Source organism: Neoroseomonas marina, from assembly GCF_012927745.1.
Classification (GTDB): Bacteria; Pseudomonadota; Alphaproteobacteria; order Acetobacterales; family Acetobacteraceae; genus Neoroseomonas; species Neoroseomonas marina.
On sequence record NZ_JABBKX010000005.1, the window covers coordinates 209,235 to 230,908 of the forward strand.

Annotated in this window: 23 protein-coding genes; 5 read left to right on the plus strand and 18 right to left on the minus strand. The window is 70.7% G+C overall.

The features are described from left to right. Positions 1–19: 19 nt before the first annotated feature. Positions 20–994, minus strand: coding sequence for a TAXI family TRAP transporter solute-binding subunit (locus GWK16_RS15930; RefSeq protein WP_170054961.1), 975 nt, complete (start codon positions 992–994; stop codon positions 20–22). 144 nt (positions 995–1,138) lie between these two features. Between GWK16_RS15930 and GWK16_RS15935 the strand changes: the two genes are divergently transcribed. Continuing rightward, positions 1,139–1,837, plus strand: coding sequence for a CBS domain-containing protein (locus GWK16_RS15935; RefSeq protein WP_248291419.1), 699 nt, complete (start codon positions 1,139–1,141; stop codon positions 1,835–1,837). On the opposite strand, the gene GWK16_RS15940 is transcribed toward GWK16_RS15935, so the two are convergent. From GWK16_RS15940 to GWK16_RS15990, 11 genes are all read right to left on the minus strand, one after another. Then, the gene (locus GWK16_RS15940) at positions 1,822–3,546 is read right to left on the minus strand and encodes a metallophosphoesterase (protein WP_170054962.1); all 1,725 of its coding nucleotides are present in this window, start codon (positions 3,544–3,546) and stop codon (positions 1,822–1,824) included. The genes GWK16_RS15935 and GWK16_RS15940 overlap by 16 nt on opposite strands. Then, positions 3,543–4,463 carry an NAD(P)-dependent oxidoreductase gene (locus GWK16_RS15945; RefSeq protein ID WP_170054963.1) on the minus strand — a complete coding sequence of 307 codons (921 nt, stop codon included), beginning with the start codon at positions 4,461–4,463 and terminating at the stop codon, positions 3,543–3,545. The genes GWK16_RS15940 and GWK16_RS15945 overlap by 4 nt, the downstream gene beginning before the upstream one ends. A 10-nt stretch (positions 4,464–4,473) precedes the next feature. Next, a complete protein-coding gene (locus GWK16_RS15950; protein WP_170054964.1) occupies positions 4,474–5,562 on the minus strand; it encodes an enolase C-terminal domain-like protein in 1,089 nt (362 codons plus the stop codon). A 34-nt stretch (positions 5,563–5,596) separates the two neighbouring features. After that, on the minus strand, positions 5,597–6,469 hold the full coding sequence (locus GWK16_RS15955) for a YihY/virulence factor BrkB family protein (RefSeq protein ID WP_170054965.1): 873 nt from the start codon (positions 6,467–6,469) through the stop codon (positions 5,597–5,599). 41 nt (positions 6,470–6,510) lie between these two features. Further along, positions 6,511–6,819, minus strand: a complete 309-nt coding sequence (locus tag GWK16_RS15960) for a hypothetical protein (protein ID WP_170054966.1) — start codon at positions 6,817–6,819, stop codon at positions 6,511–6,513. Between the two features lie 181 nt (positions 6,820–7,000). After that, positions 7,001–7,909, minus strand: a complete 909-nt coding sequence (locus tag GWK16_RS15965; protein WP_170054967.1) for an SAM-dependent methyltransferase — start codon at positions 7,907–7,909, stop codon at positions 7,001–7,003. Continuing rightward, entirely contained in the window at positions 7,906–8,268 is a 363-nt protein-coding gene (locus GWK16_RS15970) for a DUF423 domain-containing protein (protein ID WP_170054968.1), read from the minus strand. Before GWK16_RS15970 ends, GWK16_RS15965 begins: the two co-directional genes overlap by 4 nt. Before the next feature lie 41 nt (positions 8,269–8,309). After that, positions 8,310–8,591, minus strand: a complete 282-nt coding sequence (locus GWK16_RS15975) for a PGPGW domain-containing protein (RefSeq protein WP_170054969.1) — start codon at positions 8,589–8,591, stop codon at positions 8,310–8,312. 95 nt (positions 8,592–8,686) lie between these two features. Beyond that, positions 8,687–9,520, minus strand: a complete 834-nt coding sequence (locus tag GWK16_RS15980; RefSeq protein ID WP_170054970.1) for a PhzF family phenazine biosynthesis protein — start codon at positions 9,518–9,520, stop codon at positions 8,687–8,689. Between the two features lie 17 nt (positions 9,521–9,537). Next, entirely contained in the window at positions 9,538–10,170 is a 633-nt protein-coding gene (locus GWK16_RS15985; RefSeq protein ID WP_170054971.1) for a glutathione S-transferase family protein, read from the minus strand. Beyond that, complete coding sequence (locus tag GWK16_RS15990; RefSeq protein ID WP_170054972.1) at positions 10,167–11,438, minus strand: aminotransferase class I/II-fold pyridoxal phosphate-dependent enzyme; 1,272 nt, start codon at positions 11,436–11,438, stop codon at positions 10,167–10,169. The genes GWK16_RS15985 and GWK16_RS15990 overlap by 4 nt, the downstream gene beginning before the upstream one ends. Before the next feature lie 92 nt (positions 11,439–11,530). On the opposite strand from GWK16_RS15990, the gene GWK16_RS15995 reads away from it, so the two are divergent. Beyond that, positions 11,531–12,874 carry an aminotransferase-like domain-containing protein gene (locus GWK16_RS15995; RefSeq protein WP_170054973.1) on the plus strand — a complete coding sequence of 448 codons (1,344 nt, stop codon included), beginning with the start codon at positions 11,531–11,533 and terminating at the stop codon, positions 12,872–12,874. Positions 12,875–12,876: 2 nt separating this feature from the next. On the opposite strand, the gene GWK16_RS16000 is transcribed toward GWK16_RS15995, so the two are convergent. The 3 genes from GWK16_RS16000 to lpdA form a co-directional block, all read right to left on the minus strand. Further along, entirely contained in the window at positions 12,877–13,365 is a 489-nt protein-coding gene (locus GWK16_RS16000; RefSeq protein ID WP_170054974.1) for a GNAT family N-acetyltransferase, read from the minus strand. A 122-nt stretch (positions 13,366–13,487) separates the two neighbouring features. Beyond that, the gene (locus GWK16_RS16005; protein WP_170054975.1) at positions 13,488–14,138 is read right to left on the minus strand and encodes a putative adhesin; all 651 of its coding nucleotides are present in this window, start codon (positions 14,136–14,138) and stop codon (positions 13,488–13,490) included. 147 nt (positions 14,139–14,285) lie between these two features. Continuing rightward, complete coding sequence (gene lpdA / locus GWK16_RS16010; protein ID WP_170054976.1) at positions 14,286–15,677, minus strand: dihydrolipoyl dehydrogenase; 1,392 nt, start codon at positions 15,675–15,677, stop codon at positions 14,286–14,288. A gap of 196 nt (positions 15,678–15,873) precedes the next feature. Here lpdA and GWK16_RS16015 point away from each other — a divergent pair, with 196 nt between their 5' ends. Next, positions 15,874–16,845, plus strand: a complete 972-nt coding sequence (locus GWK16_RS16015) for a tripartite tricarboxylate transporter substrate binding protein (RefSeq protein WP_338144491.1) — start codon at positions 15,874–15,876, stop codon at positions 16,843–16,845. A 13-nt stretch (positions 16,846–16,858) separates the two neighbouring features. After that, positions 16,859–17,830, plus strand: coding sequence for a Bug family tripartite tricarboxylate transporter substrate binding protein (locus GWK16_RS16020; protein WP_170054978.1), 972 nt, complete (start codon positions 16,859–16,861; stop codon positions 17,828–17,830). Positions 17,831–17,840: 10 nt separating this feature from the next. Here the strand turns inward: GWK16_RS16020 and GWK16_RS16025 are convergent, their stop codons facing one another. From GWK16_RS16025 to GWK16_RS16035, 3 genes are read right to left on the minus strand one after another with little or no spacing between them, the layout of a single operon-like run. Then, positions 17,841–19,181 (minus strand): ATP-binding protein, encoded by a 1,341-nt coding sequence (locus tag GWK16_RS16025; protein WP_170054979.1) that lies wholly within the window; start codon positions 19,179–19,181, stop codon positions 17,841–17,843. Positions 19,182–19,188: 7 nt separating this feature from the next. Then, positions 19,189–19,905 carry a response regulator gene (locus tag GWK16_RS16030; RefSeq protein WP_170054980.1) on the minus strand — a complete coding sequence of 239 codons (717 nt, stop codon included), beginning with the start codon at positions 19,903–19,905 and terminating at the stop codon, positions 19,189–19,191. After that, positions 19,902–20,459: a MarR family winged helix-turn-helix transcriptional regulator gene (locus GWK16_RS16035; RefSeq protein ID WP_170054981.1), complete on the minus strand. Its 558-nt coding sequence runs from the start codon at positions 20,457–20,459 to the stop codon at positions 19,902–19,904. The genes GWK16_RS16030 and GWK16_RS16035 overlap by 4 nt, the downstream gene beginning before the upstream one ends. Positions 20,460–20,597: 138 nt before the next feature. Between GWK16_RS16035 and GWK16_RS16040 the strand changes: the two genes are divergently transcribed. Further along, positions 20,598–21,674, plus strand: coding sequence for a branched-chain amino acid aminotransferase (locus GWK16_RS16040; protein WP_170054982.1), 1,077 nt, complete (start codon positions 20,598–20,600; stop codon positions 21,672–21,674).

Here is a 21,674-nt window from a genome sequence, read left to right on the forward strand (position 1 = left end):
CGTCCCCGCCGCAATCGCGTCAGAGGGTGGCGCCTTGCGCCTTCCAGAAGGTCTCGGCCGCCGGGTGCCAGGGCACGCCGGCCGCGGCCGAGGTCTGTCCGGCGAGCGTGAAGTCCCGCGCGGCGGAATGGACGCGCGCCCACTCCTCGCGATTGGACCACATCACCTGCATGATCTGGGTGACGAGCGCGGCCGGCATGTCTTCCCGCACCGCGACGATATTCGCGACCGACATCTGCTTGTTCGGCGTCGACTGACCCGGATAGGTGTTCGCCGGAATCGTCTCGGCGAAGTAGACGGGGCCGTACTTCTCGACGATGCGCGGCACGTACTGGTCATGGTCGACCATCACCAGCTGGACGCCGGGCGAGGCGCCAAGGTCGGTGATCGCGCTGGTCGGCACGCCCGAGACGAAGAAATACGCGTCGAGCTTGCCATCCTTGATCGCGTTGGTGCTCTCGGCCGGGGAGAGACGCTCCCGCGCGCGGAAATCCTTGTCGCGGTCGAGGCCCGCGGCCTCGATGAGGCGAAAGGCCATGACCTCGGTCGCCGAACCGGGCGCCCCGGTCGACACGCGCTTGCCCTTGAGGTCCGCCATGGACCGGATGCCCGTCGACGCGACGGTCACCACCTGCATGCGGTTGGTGTAGAGCACGGCGATCGCGCGGACCGGCACCGGGCGGCCCCGGAAGCGGTCATTGCCGCGGATCGCGTCCACCGAGGCATCGACCTGCGTCAGCACCATGCCGACGCGGTTCGCGCCGAGAAGCTGAAGATTCGCGACGGACCCGCCCGTCACTTCCACGGTCGCGCTCATCCCCGGGATGCCGCGCGAGAGATAGTTCGCGAGGGCGCCGCCGAGGGGATAGTAGACGCCGCCCGTCGTGCCCGTGGCGATGGCGAGCTGTTGGGCCGCCTGCGCGCGCGCGAGAGTCGGCAGCGCAACGGCACCGCCTGCGGCGGCCAGAATCGTACGTCGTGACAGTCCCGGCATGACATCTCCTCCATGATCTTCTTGGTAATCGTTCCGTGATACCCGCCTACGGCGCGGCTTTGAAGCCCGCCCCGTTGATCTGGCGCAAGGCAGGCGCATCATCGCTCCGGCACCGTGTGCCTACCGAGCCCCGGAGGATTTCCCATGAGCGCCCCCCTCGCCAAAGACCTGATGACCCCAGACGTCGTGACCGTGCCGCCGGAAACGCCGGTGCTGGCGATGGCGCGCCTGCTCGCCGATCGCGGCATTTCGGCCGTGCCGGTGGTGGATGCAGCCGGCAAGGTGCTCGGCATCGTCACCGAGGCCGACCTCATCCGCCGCCTGGCGGGCGAGGAGGACAAGCCGGCGTCGTGGTTCGGCTCGCTGTTCTCCGACCCGGCGAGCCAGGCGGAGCGCTACGCGCGCACCCATGGCGTGACGGCGAAGGACCTGATGACCGAAGCCGTGGTCAACGTCGCGCCCGATGCGACGGCCGCGCACGTCGCCCATGTCATGGAGGACAAGAAGGTCCGCCGCGTCATCGTGACGGAGAACGACAAGCTCAAGGGCATCGTCAGCCGCGCCGACCTGCTGCGCGCGCTGGTGGCCCCGACGCATGAGGACGCCGACCTGTCGGATGAGCGCCTGCGTCGCGCCGTGATGGCTGCCATGAAGAAGGAGCCCTGGACCGATACCTTCTACACGATGGTCGAGGTCAAGGACGGCACCGTCACCTTCCACGGCTTCCGCCGGAGCGAGGCGGTGCAGAAGGCGCTGCGCGTGCTGGCCGAGAACATCCCGGGCGTGAAGGCCGTGGTGGACGACACCCAGCCCATGCCCGTGTTCATCTACGGCGCCGCCTGATCCGTCGCACCGGGCGCCTCGCCGGGTACGGCGAGGCGCCGCGGCGCGAGCATCGCCAGGCCGCCATCCGCCGCGGGGCGGAAGGCGTGCAGCCAGAAGTGCCGCTCCTCGCTGTCCGGCCCGCCCATCACGGGCGATGGCGCGGACAGGATGCGCAGGCCCCCGCAGCACCCCATCCAGTCGAAATGCCGGTGCCCGTGCAGCACGACGATGCGCGGCGCGATCCGCCGCAGCCGCTGCAGCACCCAATGCCCGTTCACCAGTGCCGTGCCGATGCGATCAGCCAGCGGCGCGCCGGGGCGCGGATACTCGACCAGGTGATGATGCAGCGCGACGAGCCAGCGCGCCGCGGGCCACGCTGCCATGGCGCGTTCGGCGCTGCGCAGCTGGTCCATCGCCACGATGCCGAGGGCATTGGTGAAGGAGAAATGCGTCTCCGCATTGGAATCGAGCAGCACCACCCCAATCCCGTCCGGCGTCGCGGGCGGGACGATCATCGGGAAGGACGCGTTCCAGACGTGTCGCGCGGCCAAGCCGGCCCGCAGGCCCCCGCGATCCATGAACCGCGCCAGCGCGGCGGCGCGACCACCTGCGGCGAGCCAGGCGTTGAGCGTCGGCCCGGCGCGGCGCGTGGCGCGGTCCACCACCTGCACGCGATCGCCCTGGACCCGCGCCATGGCGGCGAGCATCCGCAGCCGCCGCAGCGACCCGCCGGGCGCCGTGGGCAGTTCGAGCCGTGACGGGTTGGCGCGGTCCACGATGTTCACGTCGTGGTTGCCGGGCAGGATCAGCACGCGGCGCGCGAGGCCCGGATGGCGTGCCAACACGCTTTCGAAGGCGATGAATTCCGCGTTGCGGCCGGCATCGGTGATGTCGCCGGTGACGAGGATCCAGTCGAGCGGCCGGGCCGCGTCTTCCTGCGCGATCAGGTCGAAGACGCGGTCGAGCCGATGGTTGCCGCGCGGCCCGTCGCGGCCGCATTCGAGGCGGAAGCCATAGGTCTCGCCGACCACGTGGATGTCCGATAGATGGGCGATGCGCCAGGTGGCCTCGCCATCCTCGGTCGGGCCGAGTTCCTCCGGCGTGCCGGCCAGGGCTTCCGCGATCGACCAGGCGGGCGCGCCGACCATCAGGTAGACGGCGACGACCCAGATGCCGTTGCGGATCGCATCGCCCGCCGAGGCCAGCAGACCCGTGCGGGAGAAGTCGGTGACGGTCAGGCTCGGCAGCGGCCCGACGGTCCAGGCGACGCAGCCTGCCAGCAGGGCGAGCACGCCGCCCGCCGCGAGCCCCGCGATGCGCCGCGTCGTCGCCAGGTCCCGCCGCGGCGCCAGGCTTTCCAGCGCCAGCCGCGCGCCCTCGCGCAACGCGGTGTAGAGCGGTTGCACCAGGCCGGCGTTGAGCGCCCAGAAGTTCCGCTCGACGATCAGGAACAGGTCACGGCCCCAGGCCCAGGCGACGCCCGCCGCCACCGCCGCGAAGGCCAGCAGGGAAAGCCCCCGCCAGGCCTGTTCCGTCACCCACAGCACCAGCTTGGGCGCGGCGCCCAGCAGCAACGCGGGGATCACCAGCAGCATCGTCGCCGCCAGCGCGAGCTTCGGCAGGCTGATCTCGAGCAGCATGTGCGAGGCATGCCCGAGCAGCGAGTGGCGCGAGGTGCTCGAGGCATCGTCCTCGAGGTCACCATCGCGTGGATCGGCGAAGCTCACGCGCCGTCGCGCAGGATGCGACGGCAGTGCTGCAGCGAGGCCTCGATCAGGTTGTCCGTCGCCTCCGGGGTGCGGAAGGCGGAATGGGAGGCGAGCACGACGGTGTCGAGCCCGGCGAGCGCATGCCCGGCGGGCAGCGGTTCCTCGACGAAGACATCGAGGCCCGCGGCGGCGATGCGGCCCGATCGCAGCGCCTCGGTCAGCGCGGCCTCGTCCACGATCGCCCCGCGCGCGGTGTTCACGAACAGCGCGCCGGGACGCATCTTCGCCAGCCGCGCCGCATTCAGGAAGCCCCGCGTCTCGTCGTTCAGCAGCAGGTGCAGGCTGACGACATGGCTTTCGCCGAGCAGCGTGTCGATGTCGGTGAAGGTCACGCCCGGATGGGACTTCGGCGTGCGGTTCCAGGCCAGCACCTTCATCCCCGCACCGTTGCACAGGCGCGCCATCTCCGCCCCGATGCCGCCGAAGCCGATGATGCCGACGGTCTTGCCGGTGAGCTGCATCCCATCCGTGCGCGGCCAGCCGCCAGCCTTGATGGCGTGGTGCATCAGCCCAATGCCGCGTGCGGCGCCCCACATCAGGGCGAAGGCCATCTCGGCCACCGCCGTGTCGCCATAGCCCTTGATGATGTGGACCTTGACGCCGCATTCGACTTCCAGCGCCTCGGGGTCCATGTAGGACCGCGCGCCGGTGCCGAGGAAGACGATGTGCTTCAGGTCCGGACAGCGCTTCACCACATCGACGGGGAAATGCGTGTGGTCGTCGATGGCGATCTGCACACCCTTCAGCAGGCCGGGCAGCGCCTCGGGCGTGATGTCGGGGTCCTCGTGGATCGCGACCGGCAGGTCATCGGCGCGGTGCAGGCGCCGCATGACGTCGGCGAGGGAGGCGTTGGCATCGACGAAGGCAGCGCGCATCGAGGTCTCCTCAAGCATCCGCGGCGTGCTTCGCGAGCGCCGCTTCGTCCCACACAATGCCCATTCCCGGCCGATCCGGCACCAGGGCCGTGCCATCCTTCACCGCGAGGGGTTCCGCCAGCAGCGGCGCCGCGATGTCGAGGTGTTCCAGCAGATGCGCCGTCGGCGTCGCCTGCAGCAGGTGGACGCTGGCCTCGACGAAGATGTGGGAGGACATCGGCACGCGATGCGCCGCGGCCATCGCCGCCGCGCGCAGCCAGCCCGTCACGCCGCCGATCTTCATCGCATCGGGCATGCAGAGATCGACGGCCCCGGCCATCAGCGCCTTGTGCATCGCGGCGGGGCCCCACCAGTTCTCCCCGCCCTGGACCGGGATCGCGAGGCGCCGCGACAGTTCCGCGAGCCCCGCATCGTCCTGCACCGGCAGCGGTTCCTCGAGCCATCGCACGTCGAGGTCCTGCAGCGCGCGGCCCCGGCGTTCGGCCTCGGGCAGGCTCAGCGCCTGGTTGTAGTCGACCAGGATGCCGACCTCTCCGCCCACCGCAGCGCGGACGGCGCGCACGGTGTCGAGGTCGTCCTCGAGCCGCTTCTGCCCGACCTTGAACTTCACCCATCGCGCGCCGAGCGTCGCGACCGCCTGGCCGGCTTCCTCGGCCAGCATGGCCGCGCCCCAGCCGCGCAGGGAGGCATAGATCGGCACCGGCTTCGGCTCGGCGCCCAGCATCACGCACAACGGCACGCCGGCGCGGACGGCCAGCGCATCCCACATCGCCATGTCGAGCGCGGAGAGCGCGATCTGCACCAGCCCCTCGGTGCCGAGGATGCGCCCCGCATCGTGCAGTTCCCGCCAGAGCGTCGCCGGCGCCAGCGTCCGGCCGACCAGTCCGGCGCCGAGGCTGCGCGCCAGCGCTGCGGTCGGCCCGAGCGCCGCCGGCGTATAGGGGAAGACATAGGCCGTGCCGGCGGCGCCATCCGCCGTCCGCACGTCGACGATGACCAGCGGCGCGCGCGGGATCACGTTCAGGCTGTTGCGCAGCGGCGGGTCGATCGGCGCATCCACCGCGCGCACGCGGATGTCTGCGATCACCGGCGTGGTCATGGGCGGGTCCTCCGGGCGCGATCCTGCCCGCGCGTCAGCCGCTCGTCGAGCCAGCCACCCGGAAGAGCGCGACGTTGAGCTCCGCGCCGAGGAGGACGACATAGACGCTGACCCAGAACCACATCAGCAGGCCGACCGTCGCGCCGAGCGGCCCGTACATCAGGTCATAGGTCGCGAAGTTCGACACGTAGAGCGAGAAGGCCGCCGACGCGACGGCCCAGAGCAGCGTCGCCACGACCGCGCCCGGCAGCGTCCAGACCAGGCCCGGATGGCGTCCCGAAGGACCGAGCCGATAGACCAGGATCAGCCCGACGAAAACAAGGCCGAGCAGCGTGCCCATCGACATCCCGCGCAGCGCCCAGGCATGGGGCGGCGGCAGGCCGAGCAGCGCGACGACGGAGGGCAGCGCGACGAGCGAGGCGATCGCGAGCGTCGCCGCGACGGTCAGTGCCAGCGTCATGCCGATCGCCAGGGAATGGTAGCGAAAGAAGCCCCGCGATTCCTCGACGCCATGCGCCATGTTGAGCGCGCCGATCATCGCCCGCGTGCCCGCCGAAGCGGACCAGATCGCGACCGCGCCGGAGACGATCGCCCCCCACTCGAGGCGCGGCCGCGGCTGGGCGACGAGTTCGTGCAGCCGCTGGGCGATGAGCTGGTAGGTCTCGTCCGGCACCAGTTCGCGCAGCACCTCGAGCTGCGGTTCGACCGAGGCGCTGTCGAAGGCCATCCCGTAGAACAGCACCAGCAGCGTGATGCCGGGGAACAGCGCCAGCATGGCGTAGAAGGCGCAGCCCGCGGCGGTCAGGGAAATGCGGTCGGACGCAGCGCTGCCCATCACGCGGCGCGCGATGGCGATGGCGCCTTCGCGGCGCGAGGGCCGGCTGTGGAGCGGCGGCATGACGTCCATGCCGCATCACCTAGGGTGTTGTGGCCGGAAGTGGAACAGCCTCAGCGAGTCGTGTCCGGGCGCGCGGTTTCGGGAGGCTTCTGGCGATCGGTCGCCGCCCCGAGCTCCAGCGGCGTGATCCGTCCGTCCTGGTCGGTATCGAGCCGCTGGAGCAGGGTGGTGAGCGTGTTGCCCGTGGGTGTCCCCGGCCCTGCCATGCTGGCGGGGCCTGGCCGCAATCCTTGCAGCGTGGCGGCGAAATCCTGTCGCGCGCCGGCAGCCTGAAGCCGAGCCGCATCCTGCTGGCTCTGCATGCGGAAGGCCCGGATGGCCTGGGGGGCCGTGAGAGAGCGGTCCGGGACGATCTGCATGGCTGCGTCACTCCGTGATGGTCGGGCCCGCCTTTGTGGCGGGCGGCCCCGTGTTGGGGGTGACGGGGGCATTGCAGGGGGCGTGCCAGAAGGTCGGGGGAGGAGAACCTCCCTCGTATGTCCATTGGTTCCAAAGAAGGTTGAGGGAGGTTCGGGGGGAGAAGTTCCCTTCTCCCCCCGCCTACGCGAGCCGCGCGAAAGTCAGCTCATGCTTGTTGTGGAACCCATGGAAGACCTGGGCTCCCGGTATCGCGGCGAAGGCCGCGGCGGCGTCGTGGTCGGTGTCCCCCTGGAACTTCAGCGTGCAGACAAAGTTCCGCGCCGCTCCCGCTTCCATCCACTTCTGCACCAGCCCGAGCAGCCGGGCCGGGTAGCAGATGATGTCCGAGAACAGCCAATCGACCGGCACTTCCTGCCGGGGATCCAGGGCAAAGGCGCTCTCCTGCCGGCAGGAAACGCCGGGCATGGCAGCGATCGCCGGGTCGAGCGGTGCCTTGTCCACCGCCGTGACGCGCGCGCCGAGGCGCGCCAGCGCCCAGGTCCAGCCGCCGGGGGAAGCGCCGAGGTCGAGGCAGGTCTCGCCGGGCTGCGGATGGTGGCCGATCCGGGTCAGCGCTTCCCACAGCTTCAGGTAGGCGCGCGACGGGGGTCCCTCGCGGTCTTCGGCGAAGCGGACTTCCCCGTTCACGAAGGGGCTCGTCTTGGTGGGGCTCGCAAGCATCCGGTCCGGCGCGAGCAAGGTCCAGGCCCCGAGATGGCCGCCCGGCGCGGGTTCCGGGAAGACCAGCGGGCGGGCCTTCACGGGCGGCAGGCGCTCGGCGAGGAGTGCCGAGCGGCGGTGGTGCAGCAGCGGGTAGTGTGCCCAGTTGCGCTGGATGGCGCGCAGCGCATCGGCGCCGGCCTTCACCGAGGGGACCGCGATCTCCCGCGGATCGGTCCAGACATCGAGGGCCCAGGCGGCGGTGACCGGCGCATCGGGCGTCAGCGCCAGCCGGCCGTGCCAGGCCTCCACCCGAACGCCGGCGCGGCGAAGCTCCTCGCCGAGGTCGCCCTCGAAGCCCTCTGCCGCCAGGTAGGCGCTGCGGATCACCGCTTCAGCGCCGCGGCCGCGAGCAAGGCCCAGCCGATCATCAGCGTGGTCCCGCCGATCGGCGCGACGGAGCCCAGCGACGGGTTCCCCAGTGCGCTCCACCACACCGCGCCGCAGAACATCACGGTCCCGATCGCGAAGGCCGCGCCGGCCAGCTGCGCGAGCCAGCGGCCGCGCTCGGCCATCAGCCCCGCGGCGATCAATGCCAGCGCGTGCCAGCCCTGGATCATCAGCGCGCTGTCCACGCCACGGCGCTGCGCGCCCTCGAACCCCGCCGGCGCGCCATGCGCGGCCCAGGCCGACAGACCGACGACAACGAGCCCGGCGATGGCGCCGAGAAACAGCCAGAGACGATGCATGGCCCGCTGCTTACGCGCGCCGGCCGCGAAGGGCCAGGGCCTCAGCCGCCGGTGAACAACCGCCGGGCGCGTTCCCCGGCCGCCACGAGCCGGCGGCCGAAGCTGGCCTCCATCTCCTCGACGCGGCCCACATGCTGCGGCCAGCGGCCCTGCACCCAGCCCCAGCGCCGCGCGGCCCAGATGTGCTGGTCCCGCAGGACGAAGACGCCAAGCGCGAGGAAGAGGAAGCCCTGGAGGAAGGGCAGGACCAGGCCGAGCAGGCCGAGGACCAGCAAGGCCCAGCCGACGCATTTGCGGGAGAGCGAGGGTCGCAGGATCACCATGGGCAGCGAGATAGGGGCGCCGATCGTGGAATTGGAGGGGCGCCGCCCCTCCAAGCCTCCCCGCCAAAGGCCGAAGGTCCTTTGGAAACCATCACTTAGAAAGTGACGCGACCGGTGATGCAGGTGCGGGTGGCGCCGCCGATCCAGATGCCGTCCGGTTCGCGCGCGACCGTCACGCGACCGGCCCGGCCGAGCGTGGTGCCCTGGGCGGCGACGTAGCGGTCGGGGGCCAGGCCCTCCCCGGTCAGCCACTGGGCCAGGCTGGCATTCAGGCTGCCGGTCACCGGATCCTCATAGGCGCCGCGGCCGATGAAGGCGCGGACCTCGAACTGCGCCTCGCCGCCGGGCTCCCACGGCCCGACCAGGCCCACCACCATGCCGTCGATCGCCGCATAGGCCGGCCGCGCCGCGAGCACCGCCGAGCGCGAGGGCAACATCAGCGCCAGCCAGCCGGGACCGTTGTCGACCCAGGCGGAGGCGACGATGTCCTCGGCCGCCAGTCCGAAAGCGCCCCGGACGCGGGACAACACCCCGGGCTCGAGCGGGCCGGAGCGCACCAGCGGGGGCGCGGCGAAGGCCAGGCCGCCATCCGCGCCGCGCCGGACCGTCACCAGCCCGGCCTGGCATTCCTGCACGATGTCGGCGCCGCGGGGGACACCGCCCGCCTTGAGCCAGGCATGGCAGGACCCCAGCGTCGGATGCCCGGCGAAGGGCAGTTCCTGCTGCGGGGTGAAGATGCGCAGCCGGTAATCCGCCTCGGGTCGCGTCGGGCGCAGCAGGAAGGTCGTCTCGCTGAGGTTCGTCCAGTTGGCGAAGGCCGCCATCTCAGTGTCGGACAGCCCGTCGGCGCCGAGCACCACCGCGACCGGGTTCCCCTTGAAGGCAGCCGAGCAGAAGACGTCGACCTGCTGGAAGTCGAAGACGGGCATGGGGTCTGCTCTCCGGTTCAGGGAATGCCGTTGCGGCCATGGGCACGAAAGCCCGGCCGCGCATCGAGCCGTTCGACATAGGCCGCGACGGCCGGTAGCGCGGGCCGTTCGATCGGCGTCATCAGCCATCGGTTCACCGACACGCCCAGCACGACATCGGCCAGCGTGAAGTCCGGCCCCGCCGCATAGGCCCCGGTGCGCGCGAGCTGCGCGTCGAGGATCGCCATCTTCGCGTTCCAGGCCCGCGCGCCCGCGGCGATCTGTGCAGGATTGGCGAAGGCGGGATCGCGGCGCACCAGTCCCAGGAAGGCATGCCGCCAGGACGGGTTCAGCTCCGTCGCCTGCCAGTCCATCCACATCTCGACCCGCGCGCGGGCGAGCGGGTCCCGCGGCAGCAGGTCATCGCGGCCGGCCAGGCCCGCGAGGCAGCGGCAGATGGTGTTCGACTCCCACAGCACGGCCTCGCCGATGCGCACGACCGGCACCAGCCCGTTCGGGTTCAGGGCGAGGAAGTCCGGCGTGTCGGTCGGCGCGAAGCCGCTCCCGTAATCCTCGCGTTCATGGGCGATGCCGGCCTCCTCGCAGGTCCACAGCACCTTGCGGACATTGATGGAGGAGGCCTTGCCGAGGATCCGGACCGGCGGCGTCATGCGGCGAGGCCGACCCCCGCCGCTTCCAGCGCCGCGAGGTGGATGCAGAGCGCGATGCCCTCCGCCGCCGCGCGCACCTCGTCCACCGTCGGATAGGTGGGCGCGAGGCGCAGCACGCTGTCCGTCGGATCCTTGCCATAGGGGGAGGTCGCGCCCGCCGGCGTCAGCGCGATGCCGAGGCCGCGGGCGAGCTCCACCACGCGCTTCGCGGAGCCCTGCACCATCTCCACGGTGATGAAGTAGCCGCCCTCGGGCCGCGTCCACCGCGCGAGGCCGAGACCGCCGAGGCGCGTGTCGAGCGCTTCCAGCACCGCGTCGAACTTGGGCGCGAGCAGGCGGCGATGGGCGGCCATGTGGCGGTGGATGCCGTCGAGGTCGCGCAGGAAGCGCGTGTGCCGCAGCTGGTTGAGCTTGTCCGGCCCGATCGTCCGCCGCCCCGCCTGCTCGAGATACCAGGCGACATTCGCCTTCGACCCCGCGAAGAAGGCGAGGCCCGCGCCGGCCAGCGTGATCTTGGACGTCGAGGCGAAGATGAAGGCGCGATCCGGGTTCCCGGCCTCGGCGGTGAGGCCGAGGATGTCGTGCGGCGCGGGCCGGTTCTCGGTCAGGTGGTGCACGCCATAGGCGTTGTCCCAGAACAGCCGGAAGTCCGGCGCGGCCGTCTTCATCGCCGCGAGTCGCCGCATCGTCGCGTCGGAGTAGGTCACGCCGGTCGGGTTCGAGTAGGTCGGCACGCACCACATGCCGCGCACGGCCGGATCGGCGACCAGGCGCTCGACCTCCTCCATCACCGGGCCTTCGTCATCCATCGCGACGGGGATGAGGCGGATGCCGAAGCCCTCGCACAGCGCGAAGTGGCGGTCGTAGCCGGGCACGGGGCAGAGGAAGGCGACGTCCTTCCCGACCCAGGAGCTGCCGCCCGGCACGCCCTTCAGCAGCGCCCAGACGATGCAGTCATGCATGACCGCGAGGGAGGAATTCTCGTTCACCACCAGCAGGTCGGGCGGCACGCCGAGCATGGCGCCGAACAGCCGCCGCGCCTCCGGCAGCCCCTGCAGCCCGCCATAGTTGCGGGCGTCCTCGCCGGTCTCGGTCACGACATCCCGATTGCCGGGCAGCGCGAGCATGCCCTCGGCGAGGTCGAGCTGCGCGGGCGAGGGCTTGCCCCGCGTCATGTCGAGCTTCAGCCCCGCCGCGGCGAGGCGGGCATAGGTGGCGCGGGCTTCCGCGGCCTGGGCGACGAGGGCTTCGGGGGACAGGGCAGGCACGTGGGCGTCTCCGCAGCGGGAACAGGCGACAGCGCGCGGAGAGTGTGCGAGACAATATCTCGGATCAATCGCGATATTGTTCTGAGATCAATATGCCTGAAACGGACTATCGTCGCCTGGCCGATGCGCTGGCCGAGGACATCGCCGCCGGCCGGCTGCGGCCGGGGATGCGGCTCGATCCGGTGCGGGTCTTTGCCTATGCGCGCGGGATCGCGGTCTCCACCGCGAACCGCGTCTATGCGGAGCTCGGCCGGCGCGGTCTGGTGAGCGGGGAGGTCGGCCGCGGAACCTATGTGCGCGCCGGGCTGACGCCGCCGCCGCTGGCCGAGCCCGGCCGTCCTGGCGTCATCGACTTCGAGTTCAATTTCCCCGCCGTGCCCGGCCAGACCGAGGCGCTGGCGGAGATGCTGCGCGAGGCGCTGGCCCCGGAGCGTGCGGCCGAGGCGATGCGCCCGGTCGGCGCCCAGGGCCATGCGGCCGCGCGGGCCGCCGCGGCGCGGCACCTCGCCCGCGGTGGCTGGGCGCCGGCGCCGGAGGATTTTCTGTTCACCGGCGGCGGGCGGCAGGCGATCGCCGCGGCACTCTCGGCCTGCGCCAATGCCGGCGACCGCATCGGCATCGAAGCGATGACCTATCCGGCGGTGAAGGCGGGGGCGACGCGGCTGGGGCTGACGCTGGTCCCGCTCGCGATGGATGCGGAGGGTGTCGCGCCCGAGGCGATCGAGGCCGCGCTGCGTGGCGGGCCGCTGCGCGCGGTCTACCTGCAGCCGGTGCTGCAGAACCCGCTCGGTGCGACGATGTCCGAGGCGCGTCGGCGCGCCATCGCGGCGATCGCGGCGCGCGAGGATCTCGTGCTGATCGAGGATGCCGTGTTCGGCTTCCTCGACGAATCCGGCGTGCCGCCGCTGATCGCGCTCGCACCGGGGCGGACGCTGCTGGTGGACGGGATGTCGAAGCGGGCGTCCCCGGGGTTGAGCAGCGGCTTCATCGCGACATCCGAGGCGGCGCTGCGGCGGCGCGTGACGGCGGCGATCCGCGCGGGGGCCTGGCATGCCTCGCCCGTCGGCCTCGCCGCGGCGACGGCGTGGATGGAGAGCGGGCTGCTGCGGCGGCTCGAGGCGCAGAAGCGCGAGGAGGCGCATGCCCGCCAGGCGGTGGTGCGGTCGGGCCTGGCCGGGCATGCCTTGCAGGGCGATGCGCGCGCCTATCACCTGTGGCTCGACCTGCCGGAGCCGTGGCGGTCGGACGCCTTCACCACGGCGGCGGCACGGCGGGGCGTGGCGGTCACGCCCGGCAGTGCCTTCGCGACCCAGCCGGGCCATGCGCCGAACGGCGTGCGGATTGCCTTCTCCTCGCCGCCCATGGCCGCGCTGGAGGACGGTGTCCGGATCCTGGCGGAGTTGCTCGCCCAGGGGCCGGACAGCCTGTCGGAGTAGCGTCAGGCCGTCAGCGGGCGGGCGAGGAAGCGTGTACCGGCGACCGGCGTGGCGTAGTAGGGCGCGATGTCGACGAAGCCCATGCGGGCATAGAGCGCCTGCGCGTCGGCCATGGTCGGCAGGGTGTCGAGGCAGATCTCGCGATAGCCGAGGCGCGTGGCCTCGGCGCAGATCGCCTCGGCCATGGCGCGCCCCAGGCCGAGGCCGCGGCCGGACGGGGCGACGTAGAGGCGCTTCATCTCGCAGCGGCCGGGCTCGGCCATCGCGCGCAGCGCGACGCAGGCGAGCGCGGTGCCCTGCCCGTCCCGCGCGACCAGCAGGGCGCCGGCGGGCGGAGCGTATTTGCCCGGAAGGCCGGCGAGTTCGGTCTCGAAATCCTGGTAGCCGAGGTCGACCGGCAGCGACGCCGCGTATTCGCCGAACAGGCGCGCGACGGCGGCGATGTCGTCCGCCGTGCGAGCAGGGCCGATGCGATACGGAAGGTCAGCCATGGCGACACCATACGGCCCAGCCCGCGACGCCGCACCTCCCGGCGAGGCGGCCCGAGGGCCTGCCTCAGGCCGGGATCAGCGATCGCCGCCGGAACGCCCCGATTGCGAGCGCCGCCCGCAGTTCAGGCCCAGCTGCCGTCGCCCTGCTTCGTCTTGATCGCCCCGGCCGTCGCACTGAACCAGGTGGTGGAGTCATCGGTGGCGCGGCAGAACATGCAGTAGAAGGTCTTCACCGACGGCACGGCCTCGCGCACCGCCTTGATGCAGTCCTTCAGCGACACCCCCGCGTGGAACCAGCGGTTGCGCACCACCACGAACAGGTGGTTCCCCGGCGCGGCGAGAGCCTGCAGGTCCTGGTAGTTCTCATTCGCGCCATGCCGGCCATGGAACTTGTTGAGGATGTAGTTCTCGCAGTTCTCGCCGCCGGTATAGACCTTCTTGCCGTCGGAGGCCTTCACGACTGGCAGATCGCTGGCATCTCCGGACGCAAATCTATTGTAGGAATAGCTGAAAATATCGCCATGATCGTGGAAGAACGACACCGTTACGCCCGCTGGTACCTTGAATGACATGTTGTCGAGCCAGTAATCCTTACGATGCTGGCCGCCATGCGAAATAATATAGCAAGAATCTTTTCCGGTCGTATTTCCAATGAGATAGTAATTCGTAAGCGTGGTGACGGGCGAACTGCCCTTGGAAAATGTCATGCTCGCATTCGCATTGACATCCGAGAGATGCGAAAAGAACTGCTCGATGACCGATCCAGCCGACATGACGGACGTCCTCCTGCCTTCGCGCCAGCCAGCCGTGACCTGCGCAGCCGGAATGATCGGATCGGACGGTCGCGAAGGGAAGCTCTTATCGACGCGTCGTCGGCGCCGTGGATGCGTCCCCGCGACGCACCCACGCCCCCCGGCCGGTCAGATGTGCAGCGGCTTGTTCCAGGCGGCCATCGCGGCTTCCTTCACCGCTTCGTTCAGCGACGGATGCGCGTGGCTCACCCGCGCGATGTCCTCCGCCGAGGCCCCGAACTCGATCGCGATGGCGATCTCGGCGATCAGCGTGCCGGCATCCGGCCCGATGATGTGCGCGCCGAGCACCTTGTCCGTCGCCTTGTCCGACAGGACCTTCACGAAGCCGTCCGTCGCGCCCATGGCGCGCGCGCGGCCGTTCGCCATGAAGGGGAACTTGCCGACCTTGTAGGCGGTGCCCGCGGCCTTCAGCGCTTCCTCGGTCGCGCCGACGGCGGCGACTTCCGGCCACGTGTACACCACACCCGGGATGGCGTCGTAGTTGATGTGGGGCTTCTGGCCGGCGAGCATCTCGGCGAGCGCATAGCCCTCGTCCTCGGCCTTGTGGGCGAGCATCGCGCCGGCGATGGCATCCCCGATGGCGTAGATGCCGGGCACGCTGGTCGCGAAATGCGCGTCGGTCTTCACGCGGCCGCGCTCGTCGAGCGCCACGCCCACCGCATCGAGGCCGAGGCCCGCGACATAGGGACGGCGGCCGATCGCGAGCAGCACGACGTCGGCGCGGATCTCCTCGGCCGCGCCGCCGGCGGCGGGCTCGACCTTCAGCGTGACGCCGGTCGCGTCGGCGGCGGCGCCGGTGACCTTCGACTTCAGGCGGAACTTCATGCCCTGCTTGGTCAGGATCCGCTCGAACTGCTTGCGCACCTCGCCGTCCATGCCGGGCAGGATGCCGTCGAGGAACTCGATCACCGTGACCTCGGCGCCGAGGCGGCGCCAGACGGAGCCGAGCTCGAGGCCGATCACGCCGCCGCCGATGACGACCAGGTGCTTCGGCACGGCGTCCAGTTCCAGCGCGCCGGTCGAGGTGACGATGCGCTTCTCGTCCACCTCGACGCCGCGCAGCGGGGTGCTCTCGCTGCCGGTCGCGATGACGATGTGCTTCGCGGCGTAGTCGGTGCCGTTCACCTGCACGGTGCCGGGCGCGGTGATGCGGCCCTCGCCCTTCAGCCAGGTGACCTTGTTCTTCTTGAACAGGAACTCGACGCCGTTGACGTTGGCCTTCACGACGTCGGCCTTGCGGGCCTGCATCTTCGCGAGGTCGAGGCTGACGCCGGTGACGTTGATGCCCTGCTCGGCGAGGTGATGCGCCGTCTCGTCGAACACCTCGGAGGAATGCAGCAGCGCCTTGGAGGGGATGCAGCCGACATTGAGGCAGGTGCCGCCGAGCGTCTCGCGCTTCTCGACGCAGGCGACCTTCATGCCGAGCTGCGCCGCGCGGATGGCGCAGACATAGCCGCCGGGGCCGGCGCCGATCACGATGACGTCGAAGGTTTCGGGCATGGTTCGGTCGTCCTGATCTCGGGCCGCGGAAAGGCGGGCGGAAGGGCCAGGCCCCCACCCACCGGATCAAGGCGCGGAGAACCCCTTGGGGACCGCCGCGTCAAGGGCTTATCCTCGCAAGGCAGGCAGGCGCCGTCAGATGCGCCGCCCCGAGGAGAGGATCGTTCGTATGCCCGTCCGGGATGATACCCCCATTGTGCCCACGCGCCGCCTGCTTCTGGCAGCCGGAGCGGCAAGCCTGGCCGCCCCGGGCCTGGCCCGCGCCCAGGCCCGTTTCCCGGACCGGCCGATCCAGCTCGTCGTACCCTGGCCGGCCGGCGGGTCGGCGGATGTGCAGCTGCGCTCGATCGGGGACATCGCCTCCCGCACCCTCGGCCAGCCCGTGGTGATCCAGAACCGGCCCGGCGCCGGCGGGACGCTGGGGCCCATGACGGTCGCCCAGCAGGCCCGGCCAGACGGCTACACGCTGACGCAGATGCACCTGTCGGTGCTGCGCCGGCCCTGGATGATGCGTACCCCGCAATGGGACCCGGTGGCGGACTTCACGCACATCATCGGCATGACCGGCTGGCTGTTCGGCTGCGCCGTGAAGGCGAACAGCCCCTTCCAGACCTGGCAGGAGATGATCGCCTATGCCCGGGCCAATCCGGGCAAGCTGACCTACACCACCTCCGGCATCGGGACGACCAACCACCTGGCGATGGAGACCATCCAGGAGAAGGAGAACGTCCAGCTCACCCACGTGCCCTATCGCGGGTCGAACGAGGCGGTCACCGCGGTGATCGGCGGCCAGGTCGACATGGTCTGCGACAGCAGCACCTGGGCGCCCTTCGTGGAGAATGCCCAGATGCGCGCGCTGTCGGTCTGGACGGCGGAGCGCGTGCCGCGCTTCGCCAATGTCCCGACGCTGAAGGAGCTCGGCTACGACCTCGTGGTGACCTCCCCCTACGGCGTGTCCGGGCCCAAGGGCATGGATGAGGGCGTGGTGCGCGTCCTGCACGACGTCATGAAGACCGCGCTGATGACGCCGGAGAACACCGAGGTGCGCTCCCGCTTCGACATGCCACTCGTCTACCTCGACACCCCGTCCTACCGCGCCTTCGTCGCCGAGCGCGTGGAATACGAGAAGGCGATGGTCCGTCGCCTGGGCCTCACCCTCGACGGCTGAGGAGCGCGCCACGATGACCCGGATCGCACGACGCATCCTCCTCGCCGGCGCGGCGGTGCCGCTGCTGGCGCGGCCCTCGCTCGGCCAGGGGCGCTTCCCCAACCGGCCCGTCCGCTTCCTGATCCCCTGGGCGCCGGGGGGCGCGCTGGACGGCTTCATGCGGCTGCAGGCCGAGATGTTCCAGCGCGAATACGGCCAGCCGCTGATCATCGAGAACAGGCCCGGCGCGCGCGGCACACTTGCGGCCATCCAGCTCGTCAGCCAGACGCGGCCAGACGGCTACACCATCGCGCACCATCATCTCTCGGTCATCCGGCATCCCTACCTGACGCGGCGGCCGACCTGGGACCCGGTCAACGACTTCACCTACGTCATGCAGCAGACGGGCTTCGTCTTCGGGCATGTGGTGCACCCGGCCTCGGGCTGGAACACGCTGGCGGACATGTGGGCGGCGGCGCGGGCGCGGCCGGGGCAGATCAGCTACGGCACCTCCGGCATCGCGACGTCCAACCACCTCGCGCAGGAGGAGCTGTGCGAGAAGGAGGGCGTGCAGATGCTGCACGTCCCCTATCGGGGCACCAGCGAGAACATCACGGCGATGCTGGCGCGGCAGCTCGACGTCATCGCCAATTCCAACGCCTGGATGCCGAATGTCGAGGCCGGGCAGCTGAAACTGCTCGCGGTCTGGACCCGCGATCGCCTGCGCGCCTTCCCCGACGTGCCGACGTTGCAGGACCTCGGCTACGGGATGGTCGTCACCTCCCCCTACGGCATCGCCGGACCGAAGGGCATGGATCCGGAGGTGACGGAGTTCCTGCACCAGGCCTTCAAGAAGATGCAGTACAGCGACCCGATCCAGGCCTACATGCAGCGCAACGACATGCCGGACGAATATCTGGGTCCGGCGGCCTACACGGCCTTTGCGCGGGAACGCGCCTCCTATGAGGAGCGGATGGTGAAGCGGCTGAACCTCAGCATCGATTGAGGCGGCCGCCTCAGACCGGCAGGCGGATGCGCGCGCGCAATCCGCCGAGCGGGCTTTCCTCCAGCACGATGTCCCCGCCATGCGCACGGGCGATGTCGCGCGCGATGGCAAGGCCCAGCCCCGTCCCGCCGGCGGAGAAGGAGGCGAAGGGCTTGAACGCTTCCTCCCGCGATTCCACCGGAATGCCCGGGCCGTCGTCATCGACGGTCACCTGCGCCCAGGCGCCGGCCTCCCCGCGCGGGACGCGGGCGACCGCCACCGCGATCCGCTGGGCGTGCCTGCGCGCATTGTCGAGCAGGTTGCCCAGGCACCGCTTCAGGGCATCGGCGCGCAGCGGAAGCACGAGGTCCGGCGTATCGGCCGTGAGGTCCACCCTGGCGCCGTCGCGCCGCGCCTTGGCCGCGACTTCGCCCACCAGCTCCACGAGGTCGGTCGGCTGCGATTGCTCGATCCCCTCCCCCCGCGCGAAGGACAGGTAGGCGGCGATCAGCCGCTCCATCTCCTCGACGTCCTGGGTCATCGCCTGGGCGTCTTCCTGCGCCGCGTCGGGCAGCATGGCGAGGCCGAGGCGCAGGCGCGTCAGCGGCGTGCGCAGGTCGTGGCTGATGCCGGCCAGCATCTCGGTCCGGCTTTCGACGAAGCGGCGGATGCGGCCCTGCATGGAATTGAAGGCAACCGCGGCCTGTCGTGTCTCGGTCGCGCCCTCGGGCTTCATCGGCCCGATGTCGCGGCCACGGCCGAAGGCCTCGGCGGCCTCGGCCAGCCGCCGCACCGCGCGCACCTGGTTCTTCATGAACAGCGCGGCCGCCGCGAAGAGCAGGAGCGAGGAGCCCACTACCCAGATGACGAAGAGGTACAGCGTGCCGCTGAACAGGCGCTTGCGCGGCGCTTCCACGTGCAGCACGCCGTCGGGCAGCTGCACGCGGATGATCACGCTGCGTGGGTCGGACTGCCAGTCGGCGTCGAAAGGCAGGCGCACGCGCTCGTTGATCGCGGCTTCCAGGTCCTCCTCGAGCGGCAGCAGCGGCAGGGAGGCGCCGCGATTCGCCGAAGGCCCGAGCGACGCGCCGGTCTCGAATGCGAGGGACAGGTCGAGGCGCCAGGCTGCCTCGCGGAAGATCCAGCCGCGGTCGTCCGGCTTGGGATTGCGCGCCAGGAGCTCCACCACCATCGCGACGTCGCCCGCCACGCCGGCGGCAAGCCGCCGCGAGATCACGTCGAGGTGGTTCCCGTAGAACAGATACAGGGCGATGACCTGCAGGACGACCAGCGGCACCAGGATGATGAGCAAGGTGCGGCCGAGCAGCCCCCGCGGGACCAGGCTCCGCCCGACGCGCTCGATCCACCCCACGGCGCTGCTACGGCCCCGGCCGCAGGACGTAGCCGCGATGGCGGATCGTCTGGATGAACCGCGGCTCGCGCGGGTCCACCTCCACCTTGCGGCGCAGGCGCGTCACCTGCACGTCGATGGCACGTTCGCCGGCCTCGGGCGTGCCCAGCGCCTCGCCGATGTCCTCGCGGCTCAGGACGTCGCCCGCCCGGCGCGCGAGGGCCTGCAGCAGGGCGGCCTCGCCCCCGGTCAGCCGCACGACGCCGTCGGGACCGCGCAGCTCCGCCCGCTCGATATCGAACCACCGCGCGCCGAGCTGCACCGGCGCGGCGGCCAGGGGCTGCGGCGTGGCGGACGGCGCAGCGCGGCGAAGGATGGTGCGGATGCGGAGCGCGAGTTCACGCGGGTCGAAGGGCTTCGCGAGGTAGTCGTCGACGCCGTGCTCGAAGCCGCTGATGCGGTCTTCGGGCGCGCCGCGTGCCGTCAGCATCACGATCGGCACCTCGTTGCCTTCCGTCCGCAGGCTCTCGGTCAGGTCGAGGCCCGATTCGCCGGGCATCATCACGTCGAGGACCAGCAGGTCGTAGGTCATCGAGGACAGGGCCCGGCGGGCCGCCGCCGCGTCGGGGGCCGAGGTCACGCGAAAGCCCTGCTCGGTCAGGTAGCGCTGCAGCAGCGACCGCAGGCGGGCATCGTCGTCCACCACCAGCAGATGCGCGGTCTCGGCGGCGGCAGCGGTGGTCATCGGCTCGTTCCCGGCTCGGCGGCCGGTCCCTCCAGCAACTCGAAGGCGGCGGTCGCCTGTTCGCCCATCAGGCCGCGCATCACGCGGCGGAAGCCTTCGACGGCGACCGGCCCGGCCTCGCGGTAGGCGCGCATGATCGTCTCGCGCTGCCGCTCGAACAAGCGGCGCTCGAGGGCCGCGCCCTTCTCGGTCAGGGTCAGCAGGCGCTGCCGGCGGTCGCTGCGGCCCGGGGTCTGGGTGACGTAGCCGTCCTCGACCATCGGCTGCAGCACCCGCCCCAGGCTCTGCTTGGTGATGGCGAGGATGCCGAGGAGATCCCCGACCGTGATCCCCGGCCGGCGGCCGACGAAATGCAGCACGCGGTGATGGGCGCGGCCCATGCCGAGCTCGACCAGGATCTCGTCCGCCCCGGCGGTGAAATCCCGGTAGCCGAAGAACAGCAGGTCCTGGGCAAGACGCAGCTCCTCCTCCCGCAGGAAGAGAAGGTTGCGCCCGGCCGGCAGGGGGCTGCGTTCCGGGACCTCGGCGCTCTGCGCGCTGATCTTGGCTGGCATGACCTGGCGTGGGCCTCCGCTTGGGTCAGTATCATTGACGCATCGGACGTGTCATTCTAACTTCCGACCATCACAAGCAACATTCTTTCGTCTTGCTACCCAGATCCGAACGCACAAGAACCCGGAAGGATACGCAGCATGGGCCAGTTCCCGATCGCGCGCACCACCGCGCCGAAGCAGAAGCCTGCCGACGACCAGCTCACCTTCGGCAAGGCCATGACGGACCACATGTTCCTCATGAACTACGAGGAGGGGAAGGGTTGGCACAATCCGCGCATCGAGCCGTACGGGCCGCTGACCCTCGATCCCGCCACCTCGGTGCTGCATTACGGCCAGGCGATCTTCGACGGACTCAAGGCCTTCCGCGGCGATGACGGGCAGATCCGCCTGTTCCGCGCCCAACGCCATGCCGAGCGCTTCAACCGCTCCGCCCAGCTGATGTGCATGCCGGAGCTGCCGGTGGACATCATCCGCCAGTCCTTCGACGCGCTGGTGGGCGTGGATGCGGATTGGGTGCCGCGCAAGGCGGGCACCTCGCTCTACCTGCGTCCGACCATCATCGCGACGGACGTCATGCTGGGCGTGCATCCGGCGCACAGCCTGCTGTACTTCCTCATCCTCTCGCCGGTCGGCTCCTACTACAAGGAAGGGGTGAAGCCGGTGCGCATCCTGGCGTCCGACAAGCACGTCCGCGCGGTGAAGGGCGGCACGGGCGAGGCCAAGACGGCGGCGAACTACGCGCAGTCCCTCTCGGGCCAGGTCGATGCGGCGGCGGCAGGCTACACGCAGGTGCTCTACCTCGATGGCGTGCACCGCAAGTACCTCGACGAGGTCGGCACCATGAACATCATGCTGCGGATCGGCGACGAGGTGATCACGCCCCCACTCGCGGGCACCATCCTCGACGGCGTGACGCGCGCCTCCACGCTGCAGCTGATGCGCGACTGGGGCCTGAGGGTGAGCGAGCGGGCGATCACGATCGACGAGGTGATGGAAGCCGGCCGCAACGGCTCGCTGAAGGAGATGTGGGGCACGGGCACGGCCGCGGTCGTCTCCCCGGTCGGCACGCTCGGCTACAAGGGCGAGGACATCCTGATCAACAACGGCGAGACCGGCGAGCTGACGCAGCGGCTGTACGACGCGATCGTGGGCATCCAGTACGGGCGCACCAACGACCCGCACAACTGGACGACCATCGTCCCGCCCGCCGTCTGA

Coding starts and splice junctions, on each gene's coding strand:
- GWK16_RS15970 (WP_170054968.1), bottom strand. CDS start 8,268: ATGCATCGTCTCTGGCTGTTTCTCGGCGCCATCGCCGGGCTCGTTGTC.
- GWK16_RS15950 (WP_170054964.1), bottom strand. CDS start 5,562: ATGACCACGCCGGTGATCGCAGACATCCGCGTGCGCGCGGTGGATGCG.
- GWK16_RS16040 (WP_170054982.1), top strand. CDS start 20,598: ATGGGCCAGTTCCCGATCGCGCGCACCACCGCGCCGAAGCAGAAGCCT.
- GWK16_RS15935 (WP_248291419.1), top strand. CDS start 1,139: ATGAGCGCCCCCCTCGCCAAAGACCTGATGACCCCAGACGTCGTGACC.
- GWK16_RS15930 (WP_170054961.1), bottom strand. CDS start 994: ATGCCGGGACTGTCACGACGTACGATTCTGGCCGCCGCAGGCGGTGCC.
- GWK16_RS15980 (WP_170054970.1), bottom strand. CDS start 9,520: ATGCCCGTCTTCGACTTCCAGCAGGTCGACGTCTTCTGCTCGGCTGCC.
- GWK16_RS16030 (WP_170054980.1), bottom strand. CDS start 19,905: ATGACCACCGCTGCCGCCGCCGAGACCGCGCATCTGCTGGTGGTGGAC.
- GWK16_RS16035 (WP_170054981.1), bottom strand. CDS start 20,459: ATGCCAGCCAAGATCAGCGCGCAGAGCGCCGAGGTCCCGGAACGCAGC.
- GWK16_RS15945 (WP_170054963.1), bottom strand. CDS start 4,463: ATGCGCGCTGCCTTCGTCGATGCCAACGCCTCCCTCGCCGACGTCATG.
- GWK16_RS15960 (WP_170054966.1), bottom strand. CDS start 6,819: ATGCAGATCGTCCCGGACCGCTCTCTCACGGCCCCCCAGGCCATCCGG.
- GWK16_RS16005 (WP_170054975.1), bottom strand. CDS start 14,138: ATGTCGGCTGGATCGGTCATCGAGCAGTTCTTTTCGCATCTCTCGGAT.
- lpdA (WP_170054976.1), bottom strand. CDS start 15,677: ATGCCCGAAACCTTCGACGTCATCGTGATCGGCGCCGGCCCCGGCGGC.
- GWK16_RS16000 (WP_170054974.1), bottom strand. CDS start 13,365: ATGGCTGACCTTCCGTATCGCATCGGCCCTGCTCGCACGGCGGACGAC.
- GWK16_RS15955 (WP_170054965.1), bottom strand. CDS start 6,469: ATGGACGTCATGCCGCCGCTCCACAGCCGGCCCTCGCGCCGCGAAGGC.
- GWK16_RS15985 (WP_170054971.1), bottom strand. CDS start 10,170: ATGACGCCGCCGGTCCGGATCCTCGGCAAGGCCTCCTCCATCAATGTC.
- GWK16_RS15975 (WP_170054969.1), bottom strand. CDS start 8,591: ATGGTGATCCTGCGACCCTCGCTCTCCCGCAAATGCGTCGGCTGGGCC.
- GWK16_RS16020 (WP_170054978.1), top strand. CDS start 16,859: ATGACCCGGATCGCACGACGCATCCTCCTCGCCGGCGCGGCGGTGCCG.
- GWK16_RS15995 (WP_170054973.1), top strand. CDS start 11,531: ATGCCTGAAACGGACTATCGTCGCCTGGCCGATGCGCTGGCCGAGGAC.